At 61.0% G+C, this 19,477-nt stretch carries 13 protein-coding genes and 1 pseudogene; 10 read left to right on the forward strand and 4 right to left on the reverse strand.

All coding sequences use genetic code 11. The features are described from left to right. Positions 1-332 precede the first annotated feature (332 nt). The 5 genes and pseudogenes from V5E97_RS26090 (at position 333) to V5E97_RS26110 (ending at position 6,202) form a co-directional block, all read left to right on the forward strand. On the forward strand, positions 333-1,556 hold the full coding sequence (locus tag V5E97_RS26090; RefSeq protein ID WP_406694516.1) for a Gfo/Idh/MocA family protein: 1,224 nt from the start codon (positions 333-335) through the stop codon (positions 1,554-1,556). After that, the gene (locus V5E97_RS26095) at positions 1,553-2,362 is read left to right on the forward strand and encodes an SDR family NAD(P)-dependent oxidoreductase (RefSeq protein ID WP_406694517.1); all 810 of its coding nucleotides are present in this window, start codon (positions 1,553-1,555) and stop codon (positions 2,360-2,362) included. Before V5E97_RS26090 ends, V5E97_RS26095 begins: the two co-directional genes overlap by 4 nt. 150 nt (positions 2,363-2,512) lie before the next feature. Continuing rightward, positions 2,513-2,947: pseudogene (locus V5E97_RS26100) on the forward strand (ATP-binding cassette domain-containing protein); the annotation flags it as partial. 331 nt (positions 2,948-3,278) lie between these two features. Further along, positions 3,279-5,129 carry an ABC-2 transporter permease gene (locus V5E97_RS26105; RefSeq protein ID WP_406694518.1) on the forward strand — a complete coding sequence of 617 codons (1,851 nt, stop codon included), beginning with the start codon at positions 3,279-3,281 and terminating at the stop codon, positions 5,127-5,129. A gap of 140 nt (positions 5,130-5,269) precedes the next feature. After that, positions 5,270-6,202 carry a macrolide 2'-phosphotransferase gene (locus V5E97_RS26110; RefSeq protein ID WP_406694519.1) on the forward strand — a complete coding sequence of 311 codons (933 nt, stop codon included), beginning with the start codon at positions 5,270-5,272 and terminating at the stop codon, positions 6,200-6,202. A 12-nt stretch (positions 6,203-6,214) separates the two neighbouring features. Here V5E97_RS26110 and V5E97_RS26115 read toward each other — a convergent pair whose 3' ends face one another. Continuing rightward, positions 6,215-7,780, reverse strand: coding sequence for a hypothetical protein (locus V5E97_RS26115; protein WP_406694520.1), 1,566 nt, complete (start codon positions 7,778-7,780; stop codon positions 6,215-6,217). A gap of 234 nt (positions 7,781-8,014) precedes the next feature. Here V5E97_RS26115 and V5E97_RS26120 point away from each other — a divergent pair, with 234 nt between their 5' ends. Both V5E97_RS26120 and V5E97_RS26125 read left to right on the forward strand, forming a co-directional pair. Then, positions 8,015-9,262 (forward strand): serine hydrolase domain-containing protein, encoded by a 1,248-nt coding sequence (locus V5E97_RS26120; protein ID WP_406694521.1) that lies wholly within the window; start codon positions 8,015-8,017, stop codon positions 9,260-9,262. A 404-nt stretch (positions 9,263-9,666) separates the two neighbouring features. Next, positions 9,667-10,641 carry a hypothetical protein gene (locus tag V5E97_RS26125; RefSeq protein ID WP_406694522.1) on the forward strand — a complete coding sequence of 325 codons (975 nt, stop codon included), beginning with the start codon at positions 9,667-9,669 and terminating at the stop codon, positions 10,639-10,641. Positions 10,642-11,319: 678 nt separating this feature from the next. On the opposite strand, the gene V5E97_RS26130 is transcribed toward V5E97_RS26125, so the two are convergent. Beyond that, positions 11,320-12,783, reverse strand: coding sequence for a leucine-rich repeat domain-containing protein (locus V5E97_RS26130; RefSeq protein ID WP_406694523.1), 1,464 nt, complete (start codon positions 12,781-12,783; stop codon positions 11,320-11,322). 397 nt (positions 12,784-13,180) lie between these two features. Between V5E97_RS26130 and V5E97_RS26135 the strand changes: the two genes are divergently transcribed. From V5E97_RS26135 to V5E97_RS26145, 3 genes are all read left to right on the forward strand, one after another. Then, entirely contained in the window at positions 13,181-13,765 is a 585-nt protein-coding gene (locus V5E97_RS26135) for a DUF6714 family protein (RefSeq protein ID WP_406694524.1), read from the forward strand. 439 nt (positions 13,766-14,204) lie between these two features. Continuing rightward, positions 14,205-15,386, forward strand: coding sequence for a WD40 repeat domain-containing protein (locus V5E97_RS26140; protein ID WP_406694525.1), 1,182 nt, complete (start codon positions 14,205-14,207; stop codon positions 15,384-15,386). A 1,027-nt stretch (positions 15,387-16,413) separates the two neighbouring features. Further along, positions 16,414-16,668: a hypothetical protein gene (locus V5E97_RS26145; protein ID WP_406694526.1), complete on the forward strand. Its 255-nt coding sequence runs from the start codon at positions 16,414-16,416 to the stop codon at positions 16,666-16,668. A gap of 150 nt (positions 16,669-16,818) precedes the next feature. Here the strand turns inward: V5E97_RS26145 and V5E97_RS26150 are convergent, their stop codons facing one another. Together V5E97_RS26150 and V5E97_RS26155 are read right to left on the reverse strand one after the other, a co-directional pair. Then, complete coding sequence (locus V5E97_RS26150; protein WP_406694527.1) at positions 16,819-18,060, reverse strand: RtcB family protein; 1,242 nt, start codon at positions 18,058-18,060, stop codon at positions 16,819-16,821. After that, positions 18,053-19,351 (reverse strand): TROVE domain-containing protein, encoded by a 1,299-nt coding sequence (locus V5E97_RS26155; RefSeq protein WP_406694528.1) that lies wholly within the window; start codon positions 19,349-19,351, stop codon positions 18,053-18,055. The genes V5E97_RS26150 and V5E97_RS26155 overlap by 8 nt, the downstream gene beginning before the upstream one ends. Positions 19,352-19,477 lie beyond the last annotated feature (126 nt).

Consider the following 19,477-nt stretch of genomic DNA (forward strand, 5'->3'; position numbering starts at 1 on the left):
CCAGGCGGCCTTGCCATCAGAATACGGATGTTATATCAGCCCCCAAAGCGATTCCACCCCCCCTCCGCGATTCGCAGTCGCCTCTGTCTTGGAGGGGGAAGGCACGGCACACCATTCTCGTTTGAATGGCGGCTTTGCAAGGCGTGAGGCCCTGCCCCTTTTGGAGGCGAAACCTGGTGGGCCGTGCCCACCCCACAAAAATCAGACCCGAGGGGAGAGGAGAGGGCAGACTCTTGACATCTCAGCGGGATGATGCCATATCACATAGCCGACCCTGACGTGGGCTTCCGCCGACTCCCCCGCACGCATGCACGAAGGAAAGGGCCATCGGAATGAGACCCCCTGTGAATCGCAGAGAATTCCTGGGCAGCGTCGGCACGGGCCTGGCCGTCGCCGCGGGATCCTCAGTCGTCGCGGCGGCCGACAGGCCGATCCGGTTCGGCTTGATCGGGTGCGGCAACCGAGGCCCGCACGACGCCGCGGGCCTGATCACCCAGGCTGGGGGGCAGCTCGTCGCGCTCGCCGACCTCTTCGAGGACAAGGTCGAAAAGATCCGGCCGACCCTCGACAAGACGCTCAAGGCGAAGGGCCTGCCCCCGGTCGCGCCCGACCGGCTCTACCACGGCCCGCAGTCCGCGCTCCGACTTGCGGAGAGCGACCTCGACGCCGTCCTGATCGCGATCACCCCTTATTTCTATCCGACCGTGCTCGAGATGATCGCGGGGACCGGCCGGCATATCTACTGCGAGAAGCCGGTCGCCGTCGATGTCCCCGGCTGCTTGCGAGTGATCGAGTTGGCGAAGCGGTTCGAGGGCAAAATCGTCTTCCACGTCGGGATGCAGGTCCCCTGGGCCTCGGCCATGCAGGAGATGGCCAGGCGAATCCACGCGGGGGCGATCGGCGAGATCGTGACTGCACAGTCGTTCTTCTACTTTGGCGGCGGCGGACTCGTCGCCCCTGCCAACGTCGGCCCCGACGAGGCCCGAATCAGGCGATGGACGGGAGACCGCGTCCTCTCCGGCGACATCATCGTCGAGCAGAACGTGCACGGCATCGACAAGATCAACTGGATCCTCAAGGGGCACCCGATCTCGGCGTTCGCCAAGGGCGGGCGCAAGGCACGTACCGACTTCGGCGACGTCTGGGACCACTACGTCGGCGCGCTCACTTATCCCAACGACGTCGTGGTGAACTTCCATTCGACCCAGTTCCCCCCCAGCCTCGGCGACGCGGGCGAGCGATTCTTCGGGACGCGAGGCGTCTCCGAGTCCCACTACAGCGGCGGGGTCAAGATCTTCGGCGCGGCCCCTTGGGATTCGGGAGCCAACGAGATCATCACCGACGCCGAGGCCAACAAGTACCGAGCGTTCATTGAGGACATCCGCACGGGAAACCTCCGCAACGAGGCCTTCCGGGGCGCGGAGAGTGCGCTGAGCGCTATCCTGGTGCGCACGGCCGCCTACCAAGGGCGTGAAGTCACCTGGGACGCGATGCTCAAATCAGGTGAGGCGTTGGATGCCCGGATCGACCTGAAGCAGTTCGAGACCCGCTCATGACGCTCGAAGGAAAAGTCGCGATCGTCACCGGCGCCGGTAGTCGGCGAGGCATCGGCCGGGCGATCGCGCTCGGCCTGGCGCGCGAGGGCGCCGACGTGGCGGTCACGGAATGGGCCGGCGAAGGGGTCGCCGACGCGATCCAGGCACTCGGCCGGCGTTCGATGGCGGCGGCCATCGACGTCGCCGACGCCCCGGCCGTTCACCAGTTCGTCGAGGCCGTCACTCGTGAATTCGGCCGTATCGATATCCTGGTCAACAACGCCGGGTTCTGCGAGTTCGTCCCGTTCCTCGAGCTGAGTGAGGAACTCTGGGATCGGACCCTGGCGGTGAATCTCAAAGGGTACTTTCTCTTCGGCCAATGCGTCGCCCGGCAAATGGTCCGCCAAGGGACCGGCGGCAAGATCCTGAACATCTCCTCGCAGGCCGCGGAGGCGGCGGGCGAGGAGAAGGTCCACTACTGCGTCTCCAAGGCAGGCGTCAAAATGCTCACCCAGGGAATGGCCCTGGAACTCGCCCGTCACCAGATCCAGGTCAACGCGATCGCCCCTGGTACGATCGACACCGAAATCGTCCGCGAACCCAACATCCAGGCCCTGGTCGAACGCGAACGCCAGCACAGCACGATTCCGTTGGGACGGATGGGAACCGCCGCCGACGTCGTCGGCGCCGCCCTCTTTCTCTGCTCGCCCGCTTCGGATTACATCACCGGCGCCACCCTGCTCGTCGACGGCGGCATGCTCAGCGGGTCCTTGCTCCCCGAAGAATTCCGCACCGCGAATTTCCCCAAGGATGCCGATCTCCGATAGCCCAAGGGCAAGGGCCGGAGATCAAGAGCAAGCCGGGTCCCCCCGCGGAGAGCCACCGGTTTGGATTCAACGCGGCTCCGATAGCCTGGCGCGTCGGGCTCTGTTATCGTCGAGGTCAGCATCGACAAACAACCTTGGCGAGCTCTGTCTATGACCTTGGCGATCGAAACGCATCAGTTGTCCCGCTTTTTCAATAACTCCTGTGCCGTCAACGGTATTGAATTGGCTGTCGAACGCGGGACTTTCTACGGGTTTCTTGGGCCCAATGGGGCGGGGAAGTCGACAACCATCAAGATGTTGACGGGATTACTCGCCCCTTCCAGCGGCCAAATCAGGGTGCTGGGCCGGAACATGCTCGACCCGAACGAGGCGCTGGAAGCGAAGCGGCACATGGGGGTGATCCCCGAAGACCTGGCCCTGTTTGACAATCTGACCGCGCGAGAATATCTCACCTTCGTCGGCCGGATCCACCTGATGCCTCGAGACACGATCCGAAGCCGGAGCGAGGAATTGCTCTCGCTCCTGGACCTCCAGAACGAGGAAAAGAAGCTCACGCTGGAATACTCTCACGGCATGAAGAAGAAGCTGGCCATGGCCGCCGCGCTCCTGCCGAACCCCGACTTGCTGTTCCTCGACGAGCCATTCGAGGGGGTCGACGCGGTCACCTCGCGGGTGATCCGCGACTTGCTCGCGGGGTTTGTCGCCCGCGGCTCGACGGTCTTCCTGACCTCGCACGTCCTGGAAATCGTCGAGCGCCTCTGCACCCATGTCGGCATCATCGTCAAAGGCGAACTGGTCGAGCAGGCGTCGCTGGACACGATCCGCCAGGGGCCTCGCTGGAAGCGTCCTTTCTGCAAAAGGCAGGTGCCGATCAAGAAGCAACTCGCAAGCTCAACTGGCTCGAGGAGGCAACCTCGTGAACTGGCAACACTTGCAGGCCTTCGTCTGGCTCCGCTGGCGATTGCTGGCCAACGAGTACCGCCGCGCTGGTGCCCTCAACGCCTTGGTGATGATGGTCGTGATGATCGGTGCGCTGGTCACGGCGATCCCCGCCTTCATCACCTGCTTCATCTTCGGGACGTACCTGATTCCCCGGGCCACACCGATTCAGTTGTTGTACGCGTGGGACGGAGTGATCGTCGCCTTTCTGATCACCTGGAGCGTCGGGCTTCTGATGGAGTTACAGAGAAGCGATCCGTTGTCCCTCTCGAAATTCCTCCACTTGCCAGTCTCGGCCAATGGGGCGTTCCTGATCAACTATCTGAGCTCGCTGATGCGTCTCAGTCTGATCCTGTTCGCACCGGTGATGTTCGGGTTCAGCCTGGCGCTGGTCTATGTCAAGGGGATCTCGCTCCTGCCCGTCCTGCCGTTATTGGCCGCCTTTTTGTTGATGATCACCGCCCTGACCTACCAGTTCCAGGGCTGGCTGGCCTCGCTGATGAGCAACCCCCGCCGCCGCCGGGCGGTGATCATGACCGCGACCACGCTCTTCATTCTGTTCTTTCAATTGCCGAACCTGATCAACCTTCTCTCCCCCTGGGGCGTCCAGCAGCAAGCGAATCGGTCCGCGGACTTGTCGAAAGAGCTAGGCAAGCTGGACCGTTCTTTCAAAGCGAAGGAATTCGAGGCTCAGGAATACCTGGCTCGTCAGGTGGACGTCCTCAAAAAACATAAACTTGCCAATGAGCAGTTCTCCCGCGAAAGCAAGGATCTCGGAGAGAAAACGGCCCGCCTCCTGAACATGGTCTTGCCCGTCGGCTGGCTGCCACTGGGCGTGATGTCCGCGGCGGAGGGCCGAGTCCTGCCGTCGATCTTGGGGCTGCTGGGAATGACGCTGATTGGAGCCGTCAGCCTCTGGCGAGCCTACCGCACCACGATCTCGCTCTATCAAGGGGAGCCCACCAACCGAAAAGGTCGGCCGGCGCCCGAGCCCACGACCGCACCGCTGGGGAGCACCCGAGAGCGGGGTCCCTTGCTGCTCGAAGCCCGTCTTCCCGGTTTGACGGAACCGGTCTCGGCCATCGCGCTTGGGGGCTTTCGCTCACTTCTGCGGTCGCCCGAAGCGAAAATGGTGTTGCTGACCCCACTGATCACAGGCGTCATCTTCGGCTCCATGCTCTGGAATCAACGGCACGCGACTCCGGAGCCGTTTCGACCGCTGATCGCCATCGGGGGGATGCTCTTCGTGCTTCTCGGCATGCTCCAACTGGCGGGGAATCAATTCGGGTTCGACCGCGACGGTTTTCGCGTCTTCGTGCTCAGTGCAGCACCTCGGCGGGATATCCTGTTCGGCAAGAATCTGGCTTTCGCCCCAATCACCTTGGGCATGAGCGCGATCCTGTTGGTGGCGGTGCAGGTGCTTTGCCCGATGCGGTGGGACCACTTCCTGGCGATCGTCCCGCAGTTCATCTCGATGTTCCTACTCTTCTGCCTGTTCACGAACCTGCTCTCAATTTATACGCCGATTTACATTGCCGCGGGTTCTCTGAAGCCATCGAGTCCGAAGCTGAGCATCGTGCTTTTGCAACTGCTCATGTTCATGGTTTTCTTCCCGCTTACCCAGGCGCCGACGCTCTTGCCGCTGGGCGCCGAGGCCTTGTCGAAATTCCTCGGCTGGACGCAGAACGCCCCGGTCTTCCTGGTGTTGGCTCTGGCGGAATGCGCGGTGGTCATCTTGTTTTACCGGGTTGCGTTGGGGTGGCTCGGGCGACTCTTCCAAACGCGAGAGCAGCTCATTCTGGAGACCGTGACCAACCGGGCGCGTTGACACAGTTCGAGCGAAGACCGCTCCTGAGAAAAATCAACCAATGGATCCGCGAACCAGCGCGGGGCATTGTGTCGTCAGCGACAGCGGTTGATCGCCGAATCTCGTGTTTTCGAGAGACTGAGCGTGGGAGGAAGGCGCTGATGGTGACGCCTGAAGTCAGAGGATCCGACCAGGAGATCATCGCGGCGCTCGCGCGCCGCCATGGCCTTGAGCCGGTTGGCGAGATCGAGTGGAACGACCTCGGTCTCGATTTCCGCGCGGCGTTCATGAGCGACGCGGAGGGTACGGACTGGGTCCTCCGGATCCCTCGCCGGCCTGACGTCTGGCCGCGGGCCGAAAACGAGGCCCGGGTCCTCGCGCTCCTCAAGGGCCGGCTCCCGGTCGAAGTCCCCGACTGGCGGGTCGTCGCGCCCGACTTGATCGCCTATCCGCGCCTGGCCGGCACGACCGCCGTGACCGTCGATCCGGCGACCAAGGAGCCCACCTGGAACATCGACAAGGACAACCCCGCCTTCGTGGAGAGCTTCGCCCGTACCCTCGCCGCGCTCCATGGCATCGATCCCGCCGAGGCCGGCGCGGCCGGCCTCAAGGTCTCCTCGCCGGAGCAGGCCCGGCGTGCCTTTGCCGACGATCTCGACCGGGTGAAGCGTGAGCTTGGCATCGGCGAAACCCTCTGGCAACGCTGGCGAACCTGGCTCGATGACGACGCGTCGTGGCCCCCGTTCACGACCCTGGTCCACGGCGACCTCCATGTCGGCCACGTCCTTGTCGACGAAACGTCCCAGGCGACGGGCGTGCTGGACTGGACCGAGGCCGAGGTGAGCGACCCCGCCATCGACTTCATCTTCCACCTCATGGGGTTCGGCGAGTCTGGCCTTGCGCGTCTGCTCGACGAGTACGAAGCGGCCGGCGGCCGGACCTGGCCGGGGATCCGCCACCACGTCAACGAAAGACTCGCCGCCTTCCCCATCAAGTACGCCCTGTTCGCGCTCATCAGCGGCCAGGACGAGCATCTCGCTGCGATCAAGGGCCAGCTCGGGGTCGACGGCGAGAGCACTTCGCCAGCGACCTGACGGTTGGCCCTCTCACAGCTTCTTGAATAACGCCAATGCGCGATCCTCGAAGATCTGCTGCCATGCCGGTGCGAGGATGCAGTCGCTATCTTCCTGCGCTCCCCCCACGTTCTTGAGCTGTTCCGCCGTGGGCGCATAATAGATATACCCATTGGTATAACCCGCCACGAATGCAAGGTCATGGGGCGCCCTCTTCTTGAGGTTGAGCCCGATCTGTACAGTCAGTTCTCCTGGAGACGTGACCAAGACGAAATCACCGACCCTCACCCCCAGCATCTCGACGTCGATCGTTCGGCTTCCCGAGGCCACGTTGGCCGCCTGATGTTTCCGCAACAAGGCCAGGTTCGTTTGCGTCCTGGTGAGCTGTTCCATCAGGTAGATATTGTCAACGTACGCCTTCATGTTGCGACGATTCTCGGCATCGAGCTTGGCCAGGTCGTCCCGATTCAGCATTTTCTCGAGCATATACCGGTGCGAGCTATACGACGGAAATTCGCTGGACAGGTTGTACTTCACGGCCAACGGGATAAACGTCTTCAAGTTCAGGCTCGTGCCTTGCAAGGACTGAAGCATCTTTTGCTGTTCGAGCTCCATCGAGCGAATCCGTTCGGCGACATCGGCTCGGGGCAAACTGACGGTCTCATGGATGACTTTGAGCCGGTCGTCGCTTTTGGTCCGCACCTTTTTCAAGGCCTGCAACGTGCTTAACCCCAGCATATTTCCCAGCGGCTCCGCATTTCTCGGACTGTTGACATCTTTATACGAAATTGGGTTGATGTCGCCGCCGCACCCCTGCAAAAACAGGGCGATCGTCCCCTCGCTCAAATTGTCCTCGATCACTTGGGACGCAAAACCGGTGAGATCGGCGGTGTTTCCGCCGCTCGGAACCCCCTGGATCGGGTGACACGCGAAGTTGTAGACGACCGCCAAGGTCCGCCCGTCGTTGCGATCGAGCCGAAGGATCCCGATTTCCGGATCCACCGGGCCGACCTGGGCAACCACTTCATCCGGCGGCAGCGAGTACGCATGCCGGACGTCCATCTCCTTGCCGTTTTTCAGCTTGAGCCTGCGGTTCTCCATGATCCGATTCTCATGGCCTGCACCGGCCCCGACGTTGACGGGAACCAGGTTCTCCGTGGCTTCCTTCACCGCCTGAAAAGTCCTTTGGTCAACGTCCGCACAGACGACTCCATGACAATGGCTGGCGTTGACCAGGACGCTCTCGGGCTTGATCCCGAGTTCCTTCTCGAGGCGCGAACGCACCTTGGCGAGATAGTCGTTCTTGATGTGACCGATCTCGCCAATCGCCACGGCGTCCACGGTAATCATCACGGCCGTCGTGGCGTCATCCTTCAAGACCAGGGCTTTGACATACAACGGGTCATTGACTGGCCCGGCCTCCCGATTCGTGATGTCCACTTTCGCAACGCCCGCCCTGAGCTGAGCGGCCGCCGCAGCGCCGGGGGGAGGGAATCCGAGGCCCCCCAGTGTCGCCATAAGAAGGGCTAGCGGAATCCGGTTGCGAACTTGCCACCGGCTCGTCCCAAGGAACCCATTGATTTCAACAAAATTCATCATGAATTGTCGCCTTGATTCCAATGGCCTGGTGATGTTCAATCGGAAACGTATTGCCCCGAGATTGTAACGCTCCGTATGGTCCCACACGAGCGACCGCCGGTTCACACAATAAAGAGGCTTCGAATCAGAGGCTTTCCGCCGAGGGCGGGTTCCGATACGTTTTATCCAACCGATGGGCTGGGTCGTGCCGACATCGGTGCCTTGCGGAACACCACACCGATTAAGGACCGATTGATGATTCGCCTACCTCCATGCATCGCATTGACGATCTTGATCGCACTCCCCCAGGTGCATGCCGGAGAGCTGCCGAAGACGGAACCGGAGGCCGTTGGGTTCTCGGCCGCGAAGCTGGCGGATCTGAAGCCTGCGCTTCAGAAGCTCGTCGACGAAGGGAAGATTTCCGGCGGAGTCACCCTGGCCGCACGTCACGGCAAGGTGGCCTGCGTCATTCCGTTCGGCTACCGCGACCTGGCAGCCAAGACGCCCATGACCGAGGACACAATCTTCGCGATCGCGTCGATGACCAAGCCGGTCACCTGCGCCGCGGTCCTGAGACTCGTCGATGACGGGGTGATCGGGCTCGACGACCCGGTCGAGAAGTTCTTGCCCGAGCTCAAGGCGTTACGTGTGCTGGGCGACCCTCAACAAGACACCAAGGAAGCAGTGGCTACCGTCCCCGTGAAGCGGTCGGTCACGGTGCGTGACCTGCTGTCGCAGACCGCCGGTTTCGCCTACGGCGCATTGACGGCGGGCGGCGACCGCCTCGGGCGGAGCTACGCCAAGGCCAAGGTGCATGAGCAGGGTCAGAAGACGATCGCCGAGTTAGTCAACCGGCTGGCGCAGGTCCCGCTCGCGCACCAACCCGGCGAAGGTTGGACGTATGGGTATAGCCACGACGTGCTCGGTCGCCTGGTCGAGGCGTCGACCGGGCAGAGCTTCGCGGACTACTTGCGGTCCACAATCCTCGGCCCCCTCGACATGCACGACACATCATTCTCCGTCCCCGACGCAAAATGGGAACGAATGGCCACGATCTATCAGGCAGAAGACGACGGAACGCTGACACCGATCGCAAGGACGTACGGCTCTGAGACCTACTTCTCCGGGGGTAGCGGCCTGTTCTCGACCGCGCGGGATTACAGTCGGTTCGCCCAGATGCTCCTCAACGGCGGCGAGTTGGACGGGAGGCGCATTCTCAAGCCCGAGACGGTCGCGGCGATGACGACGAATCAGATCGGCGAGCACTCGGCCTTCGGCGGCAGAAAGTACGGGCTGGGCCTTGGCCTACTCCTCGAGCCTGGCCCGGACGGACAGGACAGCGTGCTGGTCCGTTACTACTGGGGGGGCGTCTACTCAACCCACTTTTGGGTCGACCCCCGACACGACCTTCTTGGGATCACCATGACCCAGATGCTCCCAACCGACCAAGGGGAAGCCAACCGGGTGTTCCACATGGGGGTCAATGACGCGATCGAAAAATGAGCGGGGGTTACGACACGACTCTCGGCAAAACGCGATCCGATTGCCCTGGTCTCCATGGAAACGGACCAGCCGCGCCCGAGTTCGGGCGACCCAGGCGGCGTCGGCAGCCAAATCAGGGACGTTGGTCGCGGCCACCGCCAGCCGAGTGGTAGAGCCCGGGGCTGCCCAAAAGGATCGACAAAAGCGCAGCTGATGCTCACATGCCGACGCTGATAGAATTCTAAGTTAGGGACTGTCGATGCGGCGGACCGGGAGACTTCTGCCTCATTCCTCGACAGACCATGATCGATCTGGCCAGACGCCTCCCGGCGGACTGAGATCAAGTCGGGCAATGCCCGCTCGCGATCCTCAACGCAGGAGGTGGATGTGGATGTGGATAGCGGAGAGTCGGACGGAGCGAGACGATGATCACGGAGCGGATCAAGGCCATGCTCGAAGCGTGCGAAACCGGGCAGCCGGTCTTCCCGCCGTCCGTCCTGTTCAGCGAGGGCTGGCTGCTGCGCATTATCCTCGACTGGTTCGCGCACCACGGCGGCGATCGCTATCCGCTCTCTCCACGGCCCGGAGCCCGCTGGTTCTCCGAGTCCTGGCTCCCCTCGGCCTTCCTTCCCCGCTACCGCGGCGATCGGCTGGCCGAGGCGCGTTCGCACGCTGACGGCGTGCTCGGACACTTCACCATCGGTGACCCCGGCACGGCAGGGCTCACTCTCCAGCCCGACGCATCCCAGCTTGTCGTCATCGAGGCCAAACTCTTTGCCCGCCTCTCCACGGGGGTCAGGAACGCGCCCTATTTCGACCAGGCGGCTCGCAGCGTGGCCTGCATCGCCGAGGTCCTCCGCCGCGCCGGCCGCCCGGCGGAATCGATGGACGACCTCGCCCTGCTGATCCTCGCTCCCCAGGCCCGGGTCGAAGATGGCGTCTTTGCCTGGGATGCCGCGCCCGAAGCCATCCGCCGCAAGGTCCGCCGCCGGGTCGAAGACTACGCCGGGGAGCGCGACACCTGGTTTCGCGAATGGTTCGAACCGACCTGGCGGCGCGTCGATATCCGCTGCCTCAGTTGGGAAGAAATCATCGAGGTGATCGCCTTCCACCGCCCGGAGGCGGGGCAAGTCATCGACAGCTTCTATGGGAGATGCTTGCACTACAATCGACCACGGGCACGAGCCGCCTTCCCCGGCCGACGCTTCGGCTCGGCGGGCGAACGGGGCGAAGCCGCGGCCATCGTTCTCCCCTCGGGCCTTGGCCCCCCCGTTGCGGCAAGCGAGCAGCAGCCGGTGCCAAGAGCCGAGGAAGGAGACCCCAGCGGCCAGGCTCCCCAACAGGGAAGCCTGGGAGTTGCTTTGAAGAAAGGTGCATGGCAATCGATCCCCACCAAATGACCAGCCTCCGCTGGCAGCCAAAGCCCATGGGCCTCGTCAGCCTCGAGTTCGTTCGGCGGGTCCAGGTCTTTGGCCAGGGGAGAGGATAAGAGCGAGCACAAGCCGCCAGGCACTTCAGAAGCAAGCAGGAGCCGCCAGGAGATGGAAATCTTGGCGCGGGTGGAAAGCGAGTCATCTGACTACCGATCCCAGCGAGCCGCCCCCAATCCCCAGGGTTCTCCAGTTGAGGTGCCTGGCTCACGATTGCCCCACATACCCCATGCCCTCGAGACGGGCCGAATACCGCCTCGATTACCAAAATTAGCCGTAAAGCCCCCGACTTCAGTCATGGGGATATAAGGCATGAGTCTGCTTGACGATTGAATAGATCCTTCAGATACTTGAATCGTCCCTTTGGGGACCGCTCTTTGACAACTCAGAGTTGCCGGTTGCCGGGAGAAAGTCCTTCCCGGCGTAAAACTTTGAAGGAACAGAAAGCGTCTGGGGTGCGAGAACCAAGCACTCCTCAACTTGTCGCTGTCGGAAACGTCGTGAGGCGTCTTCGCCAGATACGTACTGTGGGGCACACAGGAACGGGAGGCTTCGGCCTCCAAACGCTCAGGGAGTGGGTGTAAGACCTTCGCTTTGAAGGCGGTCCACGTTGAACTGAGAATCCCCCGCCTTCCGGCGTGGGGAGTGTCAATCGGGCATCCTGGCCGACGAGATCCGAGCTTTCCGGAGGGCCTGCTTCAGTCTCTCGATACCCGCCGGGCTGATCCCCGACCGGTCGAGGTTGAGGCTTTTGAGGGACTGGAATCCCGCCAACGTCTCGACCGAGGAATCCGTCAGCTTGGTCTCGGTGAGCGACAAGGTCTCCAGCGACTTGAGATGTTTCAGGCGGGCAAGCCCCGCATCAGTGATCGCGGACCGATCGAGCCGTAACCTCCAGAGGGAAGTCAGGGAGGCGAGATGATCAAGTCCCGCGTCGGTCATCTTCGAACCCGCAATGGTCAGGTCCGTGAGTCGAATCCCCCTCGGCAGGGGCGCGAGCCCGGCGTCGGTGAGATGGGAGTTCTCCATCCAGAGGGTCGAGATCGCATGGAGGCGCGGGGAGAGAGGCCGCAAGTCCGTGATCGACGTGTCCGTGAGTCCGAGACAGGTCAGGCTCCGAGATTCGGCGAGCCGGGCCAGACCGGCTTCCGTGATCTCCCTCGCCCCGATCTGAAGGTTGTTGAGCTTGGGGAGCCCGACGACGACCGCTAAGTCTCGATCCTCGATCCGCGTGGGCCCCAGGATGAGCTGCGTGAGCTTCGTCAGGCGGCGGAGTGGCTCCAGGCTCGGCGGGCCACCGGGGCTGGGGACGGACCGCGTGGGAGTGGCCCTGGCCGAGGCGAGGACGAGGAGATCGAGTTGCACGAGATCAGCGACCGGAGAGAGGTCCGTGATGCGGACACCCGGCATGTCCAGAATGGTCAACTTCTTCAGGTTCGCCACATGGGCGAAGCCCCGGTCGGTGACGTTGCTTCCGTCAAGTTGCAGGAATTCCAGGTCGGTGAAGCCGCCGATGATCGCCATCTCGTCGTCCGTAACGGCGGCCTGCGGCAACCAGAGGTCGCGAAGCCCGGTCCTTCCTGCCAGGCCGGTCACGAACCCGCGAGGAATCGCGACCCCCGGCACGTTCAGCGTTTTCAGGCGAGGGAGGGTGCAGAGTTGGGCCATCCCGGCGGGCGTCAAGTCAGGGGCGGCGTGCCCCACGATGTCGACCTTCTCGACGCCGTGGAGCTTCCCGACACTCTCCAGGAATTCGTCGTCCACGTTGTCGCCTTCAATCGTGACGATGACCACCGTGTCGAACACGTCGGGGCCGAGCGCATCACGCAGCCATCTCGACCCTCGCGGCTTGCTCTCCTCGTCGAACTTGCCGGCTACGAATTGCCAATCATAGTAGACCTTGCCTCGCGTGCTCCGACGGGGCGTCGTGATCGCCGCGACGGCGTCGCGCTGGACGTGGGCGCGGTGAGCGACCCAGCCGAGCACGCCCCCGATCCCGAAGATGACAATCATCATCGCGCCCAGACTCATGCGGAGCCGCTTGCGGAGCAATTCAACCGCCTTCGAGGGCTTGCCGCTCACCGTCACACGGCTTTCGGATGGGGTCGGCATGGCCACGGCGTCTCCAGGCGAATCAAGATCCGCAACCGGACTTTCAGGCGATCCTAACCCGACCGGGAGCCGCAAACAATGACAATTGTCAGAAAGAAAAAAAAGGAGACGGGGATAACGGCCATCCTTGGGGGGGGAGACTTGGGCCAGGCACCTTTGACTCTGCGGCCACGGGCCAAGACGGCGCCGAGGAACAGCAGGGAGAGTCGGGGTGTGGACCGCCGGTTGAGGGCGACGGCGAGTCGGGCGAATCACTGGCACGGTGCGGGGAGCGGATGCGAGGATGTCATGGCCGGCTCCGGTCGAGATGACGGTCTGGTGGAGTAACCGCCATCGTCCCGGTCGGGCCGGCTCTCGTCTACTCGAAGGCCCCCGGTTGACTCCAGGAAACCTGAGCATGAAATGCCGTCACTGCGGTATCCCGTGGGAATATGAATGGGAGTACTGCCCCCAGTGCGAGCGGAACTACGGTGGGGCTAGGTATCCGTCGACGCAGACCGATGAAGAACTCCGCGACATCGCCCGGATGATCCAACAAATCCACATAGCATTCGCCGATGTCGTATTGAGTGGGGGCGAGACCATTCACCAAGCCCATCTGGAAGGCATATTTGGCAGGGGCGAGAGATGGATCGCGGCGGGCGAGAAGGACCCGGAATCCGACTGGTCCGAGGTGCCGGGCTGGAAGTTAGAGCAAGGGGCCTCGACGCTCTCCTTCTTCGACGTCGAGGGATGGCGATTCCACATCCCGGCCTTCATGTGCTGGTCGCTCCAGAATTGGCGGACAACGGATTCGACCACCCCGGAATCGGTCATCTGGAATTTGGACTTCGAGGAGCACTGGTCGAAGCGGTATGAGTCGCTCAACCGCGCCCAGTCCGAGGCGGTTTACGATTTCTTGGAGTTCTTCGACAGGTACTCGGGTCAAGACGACGCTGGTAAGGCCATCCGATCGTATTGGCACCAATTCAGAAAGGATTGACTACCCCTCGCAACCCTGAATGAAGGGGGGCTGTCAGGACAGGTGCAGAGCCGACACTATCCGGTCGGTCTCATCTCGACCGTCGGGTTGTGTCTGAGCAATCCGAATGGAGAAAGTCCCGAAAAACACAGATCATGTTTCAACCAATCGATCCCATCGATCAAAAAACCGGGGACTGGATCGGCATCGCAAAGTTGGAATGGGGCTGAGGGGGGGGACAGGGAGGCACAAACGCCACCGATTAACGGGTTTGACAACCTAGCGAATCCAACCAATAATACGCCACAAGTCACCACCCCACTGATGGACCATGCCCAGACGCGGCCGCTTTGATCGACCACTTCCACAGCGATCGCCAACCCAGGCTTTCCCCAACTCTGAACGATCTCAACGGCTTCAGCATTCGACAGCACTCATCGAGACAAGGGAATGCAACTCAATGAAACTATCCCATGTCAGCGTTGTTTCGATTGCCGTTTTTATGATGACCTGCTCGGCCACTCGGTCTGACGAAATGCCTAGCCGTGCAGGTGCGTCTGAGGAGCCGGAGCGTCCGATAATTCGGTTAGGGGACGCGAAGGCTCCGCTGGCGATCGCATTTGGATCCGATGGCGGAAAGCTTGTCACCTGCACGCGAAGTACGTCGGTAGGCGTCTGGAATCCCGCCGATGGTCGCCTGTTGCTCAGGATCGCCGATCACGCTGACGGTCTGTTCCCGGTGGGTGTCGCAATGAGCGGCGATGGACGGAGGATCGTCACCGGCGGTCCGGCCATCTACGAAGAGGAGGGCAACCTGCTTCGGGTAACCCCAAGAAGATCTGGGAGCCTCGTCAAACTGTGGGATGCGGAATCAGGACGACTGATCAAATCATTCTCTCAAGGCAATACGCATTATTTTAGCAATGTCGCCGTCAACAGATCTGCATCTCTTATCGCTTGCGCCGATTACATGCTGAATACCATTTTGTGGGATGGATCCAACGGCAAGGTGATCGCTTCGGTGGACGGGCCAGCCTCCTGTGCGATTTCATATGGCCCATGTTCCACGATGTTCAGCGCCGACGCGACACGCTTCGCAGCAATCGCTGTCAATCTTGCCGACGAGCGTTCGCACTTGCCCTATCACCAGAACACACGAACTCTTTACCTCTGTGATCTAAGCGACGGTCGTGCCTTTATGATCCCTCCCATGCCCGAGAGGGGAACGGAATTCGGTACCGTTGCCCTCAGCGGCGATGGAAAAGAGGTCGCAGTCTGGCGATTCGGTGCGCCGGCCGGGCAAGAATTGGTGACATTCGACTTCAAGACAGGAAGAATCATTGCCAAGCTTCCTGCGCCGGGACCTGATGAGTGCAGTTACCTAGCTTACAGCCCAGATAATTCGACAATCGCCTTGGGCAAGACGACAGGGAAGGTTTCCCTTCTGGACCGTGTAACCGGGGTGAGGATTGCCGAGTTAACATCAGGCCCGGGGCCGATCCGGGCAATCGCATTCAAACGCGGATCGGTTCTCGTTGTTTCCGAGTCAAGCGAGACCAAGGCCTCGAATGAACTGCGTGCGGAGAATCGAAATGCCTCTCTTGAAGTCAGGGAGCATACGATCCCTCCTCTTCGCCCTTGAGCACGACCGGGGGAAAACAGTGAACGAAGTGTGGGGGGAAACTTTGGCCAGCCACCTTTGACTGAGTCCCTTTTACCCTTCTTAAATGTAGGAGTGTAGGACTCGCCGAACAACCTTTTCCGCCGCCCGATACCCCACCACGCTTTTCCCTGACTCTCCCGCGTTTGGTTTCCGTCATCAGCACAGGTTCGGCTCTATGCTTATGTTCAGACGAAAGATGGTGATTAAAGTTGGTCGTCGCTGGAAGGCGCAAGCCCACCGGTTTGAGCCTGGCTCGGTAGCATCTCTCTGATGAATAGAACTACCTGCCCCGGCGACACTTTTGCGGCTTGGGCGGTCTCTACCACAACCTTCTGAGTGTCTTCGCCCAGGTTCAGTCGGTCAATCAATCGAAAGGCGTACTCTCTCAAGCGATCAACGACATCCTCCGTAAGAACGGGCTTTGAAGCCTCTGGAGAGGGATATTCCATAGCGCGACATCGACGGTATTCACGCACGTTGCTAATCAGGATGAATGGTGCCAGAAAACAGTGAGCACACCCCACCAGCCAAATAATGCAGTGCTACTAGAATAATCCCAAAAATAATGTTCGATACAAGTTTTGCATAGATTTCCTTTCACGGAGTTTGTCTGATAGGCAAAGATGGCACCGACTGCTTGATGGAACATTACGTTTCGCGTGGGAGCTTCAATCCCACAGACTTGGCATAGCAAAGTGCGAACCCCCGATCGAATTAGCCCCCCTGACTTTGCAACGAGGGATGATTTCAATGGCTCCGGAAACATGCCTCAAGCGACATTAGCACTATCTCAGAGAGAGTATGTTAAGTGCGTTTCTTTTATTGCAAGCAAATATTTGAAATAAATCCCCCGCCTTGGCCCTAAGCGGGGGGACTCGGTCTTCCTGTCATTCCATATGATTCGCAGAAGCGAAAACCGCTTCCGTCGAGGGTTCGTGATCGTGTCGAGATAAGCCTCCTCTCCGACGCGAGTTGGTCGGCTCCTCGTACCGCCATACACTTGGACGTGTCCGACCAGACTGTTCGTGACGTGCTCCGCGTGTTTCTGGCCTGTGGTCTCGACGCGTTTTACCTGTTTCGCTCAGGATCTGCCCCGAACACCGCCCACCTCGACCGTGTGGCCGTGGAGTTGCGACCCTTGCTTGCCGAAGAGCGCCCCTGGACCAGCCGGCAACTCGGTCAGGACCCCGCCGAGCAGAGGATTGTCCTAAGTTCTAGACAGATCCGCTTCCACTACAGGCGAATCCAGGCCAACTACTAGCGCACGGCCTGGAATCTGAACTATATTTCGATCAAGGCGGAGCGAGCCAGCCACCTCCTGAGCAATCTCAAGCTCGATGCGGCCGCCAGGGATTTGACTCTGTACGACCTCGACGAGAGTGGCTTCTCTCCTATCCATCCGGTCAGCTATTCATCCCTTGACACACACGAGTTGCTTGAGTTCGTAGACGATTTCGACCAGATCCGTCTGGGCAGCCATGACCGCCTCGATTGGCTTGTAGGCCGCCGGGCTCTCGTCGAGGACCGAGGCATCCTTCTTGCATTCGACGCCGTCTGTCGCCGCCTCGTGTTCGGCGAGGCTAATCTTACGGATCGCCTCCCGTCGACTCATGGCACGTCCGGCGCCGTGGGAGCAACTGCAGAACGACTCCACGTTGCCCTTACCCTTGACGATGTACGAGCGGGTCCCCATTGAGCCAGGGATGATCCCCATGTCGCCTTCACGAGCGCGCACGGCCCCCTTCCGGGTCAGCCAGACGCTCTTACCGAAGTGCTGTTCCTTGGCGACGTAATTGTGGTGACAGTTCACGGCCACCTCGTCGACATGGCCAAGCTTACCCGGGAAATGACGGCCCAAAACGGCCAGCACACTGCGCATCATGAAGTCGCGGTTCGCCTGGGCAAATTCCTGCGCCCAGTGAAGTGCGTCCACGTAATCGTCGAACAGCGTCGAGCCTTCCGGGATATAAGCGAGATCCACATCAGGCAGATTAATGAACCACCGCTGCATATCTTGCTTCGCCCGCTCGATAAAGTAGGTGCCGATCTTGTTACCGATGCCCCGGCTACCGGAGTGGAGCATCACCCAGACGACCTGGTTCTCGTCAAGGCAGAGTTCAATGAAGTGGTTACCCGTCCCAAGTGTGCCGACATGAATGCCAATGCGCGCCGCTGCCCGCGAGATGCCAGGATGTTTGGCGACGATTGCTTCGAGCCGGGTTCGCATCGACGGCCCGGAATCGGCCGAGGACAGCATGTTAGCCGCCCTTTCAGGCGCTTCGCTCCACGCGCCCCGGTCGTTCGGTCCTCCGTTGTCGGTCCGGCCGTGCGGCACTGCATTCTCGATGTCCGAGCGGATTGCGTGAAGATTGTCTGGCAGGTCGACTGCGCGGACGCCCGTTTTGACGGCCATCATCCCACAGCCGATGTCGACCCCCACGGCGGCGGGAATGATCGCGCCAACCGTGGGGATCACCGAGCCGATCGTCGCCCCCATCCCCCAGTGCACGTCCGGCATGACCGCGACGTGGTGGTGGATGAAAGGCATCCTGGCGACGTTGCGGAGCTGGCCGAGGGCCCGATCCTCGACCTGGACGCCTTCGGTCCAGCCGAAGATGGGAACGACTCCCTTGCCCAGGAATTGCTTACCCATTGGTCGCCTCGTACTTCACGATGTAGTCGAGCACCTTGTCCGACCAACCGTCGATGTGTATCCACTGACCGTATCCGACGCCGTTCTGATTGCTCGCAACATTGATCAGATATCCCTTAATCTGTGGGACAGAGTCGTGGGACTGCTCGTCGGTGATGACGATCAGACGGTCGCGAGCTGGCAACAATCTGACCGCCTTCCCGAGCTCTGTTCCACCGTGTGGCTGAGACCTCGTGATCGCATCGCGCAGGGCGAAGCCTCGTCGTCCAGGCACCTCGACCAGACTGTTAGAGAACGTGAAGACCCGTAGCTTTTCGAATAACTCGCGTCCGATCATGGCCAGTGAGCAAGCCACATCGATTCGGGTCATCTCGGACTTGGCGGACAAGGCCGCATCCATTGATCCAGAGATATCCACGAGGATGACCGTCTTGCCCTTAACCTTCTCGCGTCCCGCAAAACATTCAAAGAATTTGGCTTCCAACTCGGGTTCAAACTGAGGATTGTGCCGCGCCGAAGCGATGAAGTTAATCGGCAGAAGTCTTCCCGCCTTTACGCCACGAATCCCAGCACGGATGGCCTTGTCGGCCACACCCGCCTTGGTCATGTTTCGGACGTTGCGGAGCATGGCCAAACCGCCCAGCTTGTTCTCAGCAAGCAGCCGCGACCACGAGGCCTTCTTGTCACCCCCCCTAGAAAGCTCGACTTCCCAGGTATCCGGCGTGGCGAGCTCGCCCTTGACGAGTTTGCGCCACAACTCGGCCTGAGCTTCGTCGGAAGGCTTCGGACGGGTGATCCGCAGAGCGTCGCGCAGCTTTACTGCCTTCTGACCACCGTTGTATTTGGCCAGTTGGTACTCGTCGAACTTACGAAAAGAGTCGCCCAGCCAACGCTTGACCTGCTTGGCCAGAGGCTCGTCCTTGTTGTCCTTCCAGTAGATGGTCAGAAACTCGGCAATGTCGTCGGGCCGGAGGATAACGCGTGAGAATAGACCTTTGGCCTGCGCACGGCCTTCCTTGGTCCGCATCAACTCGCGAGCGAGCAGGAGCGGAACATGGCGGAGGCGCATGTCTTCCTTAGCCTGAATGGCTACGCGAGCGACATCAATCGCGGGAATAACCTCTACCAGCTTCGCAAGCCGATCGCCGATGGTCTGACCGTCCTCGTAGAACTCCGACTCCCAGAGCAGGCAGGACATGACGGAGCGTTCGAGTTGGGCCAACGGATCGATCCGTGCTGCGAGAGCACCTTCGTGGGTGAAGATCTTCCGAAGTCGATTGAGCGTCGCCATGAAAATACCCATCCAAAGAGCAGGCGGCGTAGAAACGAAAAGGGGCTCGCAGAGTTCGAAGTCACCATTGACAGACCGGTGTCAACCAAATCGCAACCCGATCCTGCACCACCGCCCTGTCGCGGA

This window comes from Singulisphaera photorubra (assembly GCF_045290345.1).
Classification (GTDB): Bacteria; Planctomycetota; Planctomycetia; order Isosphaerales; family Isosphaeraceae; genus Singulisphaera.

What these genes read in the sequence shown, in the direction of transcription:
- V5E97_RS26120 (WP_406694521.1), top strand. Translation starts at nt 8,015, where the DNA reads ATGATTCGCCTACCTCCATGCATCGCATTGACGATCTTGATCGCACTC.
- V5E97_RS26090 (WP_406694516.1), top strand. Translation starts at nt 333, where the DNA reads ATGAGACCCCCTGTGAATCGCAGAGAATTCCTGGGCAGCGTCGGCACG.
- V5E97_RS26155 (WP_406694528.1), bottom strand. Translation starts at nt 19,351, where the DNA reads ATGGCGACGCTCAATCGACTTCGGAAGATCTTCACCCACGAAGGTGCT.
- V5E97_RS26135 (WP_406694524.1), top strand. Translation starts at nt 13,181, where the DNA reads ATGAAATGCCGTCACTGCGGTATCCCGTGGGAATATGAATGGGAGTAC.
- V5E97_RS26125 (WP_406694522.1), top strand. Translation starts at nt 9,667, where the DNA reads ATGATCACGGAGCGGATCAAGGCCATGCTCGAAGCGTGCGAAACCGGG.
- V5E97_RS26110 (WP_406694519.1), top strand. Translation starts at nt 5,270, where the DNA reads ATGGTGACGCCTGAAGTCAGAGGATCCGACCAGGAGATCATCGCGGCG.
- V5E97_RS26150 (WP_406694527.1), bottom strand. Translation starts at nt 18,060, where the DNA reads ATGGGTAAGCAATTCCTGGGCAAGGGAGTCGTTCCCATCTTCGGCTGG.
- V5E97_RS26130 (WP_406694523.1), bottom strand. Translation starts at nt 12,783, where the DNA reads ATGCCGACCCCATCCGAAAGCCGTGTGACGGTGAGCGGCAAGCCCTCG.
- V5E97_RS26115 (WP_406694520.1), bottom strand. Translation starts at nt 7,780, where the DNA reads ATGATGAATTTTGTTGAAATCAATGGGTTCCTTGGGACGAGCCGGTGG.
- V5E97_RS26140 (WP_406694525.1), top strand. Translation starts at nt 14,205, where the DNA reads ATGAAACTATCCCATGTCAGCGTTGTTTCGATTGCCGTTTTTATGATG.
- V5E97_RS26095 (WP_406694517.1), top strand. Translation starts at nt 1,553, where the DNA reads ATGACGCTCGAAGGAAAAGTCGCGATCGTCACCGGCGCCGGTAGTCGG.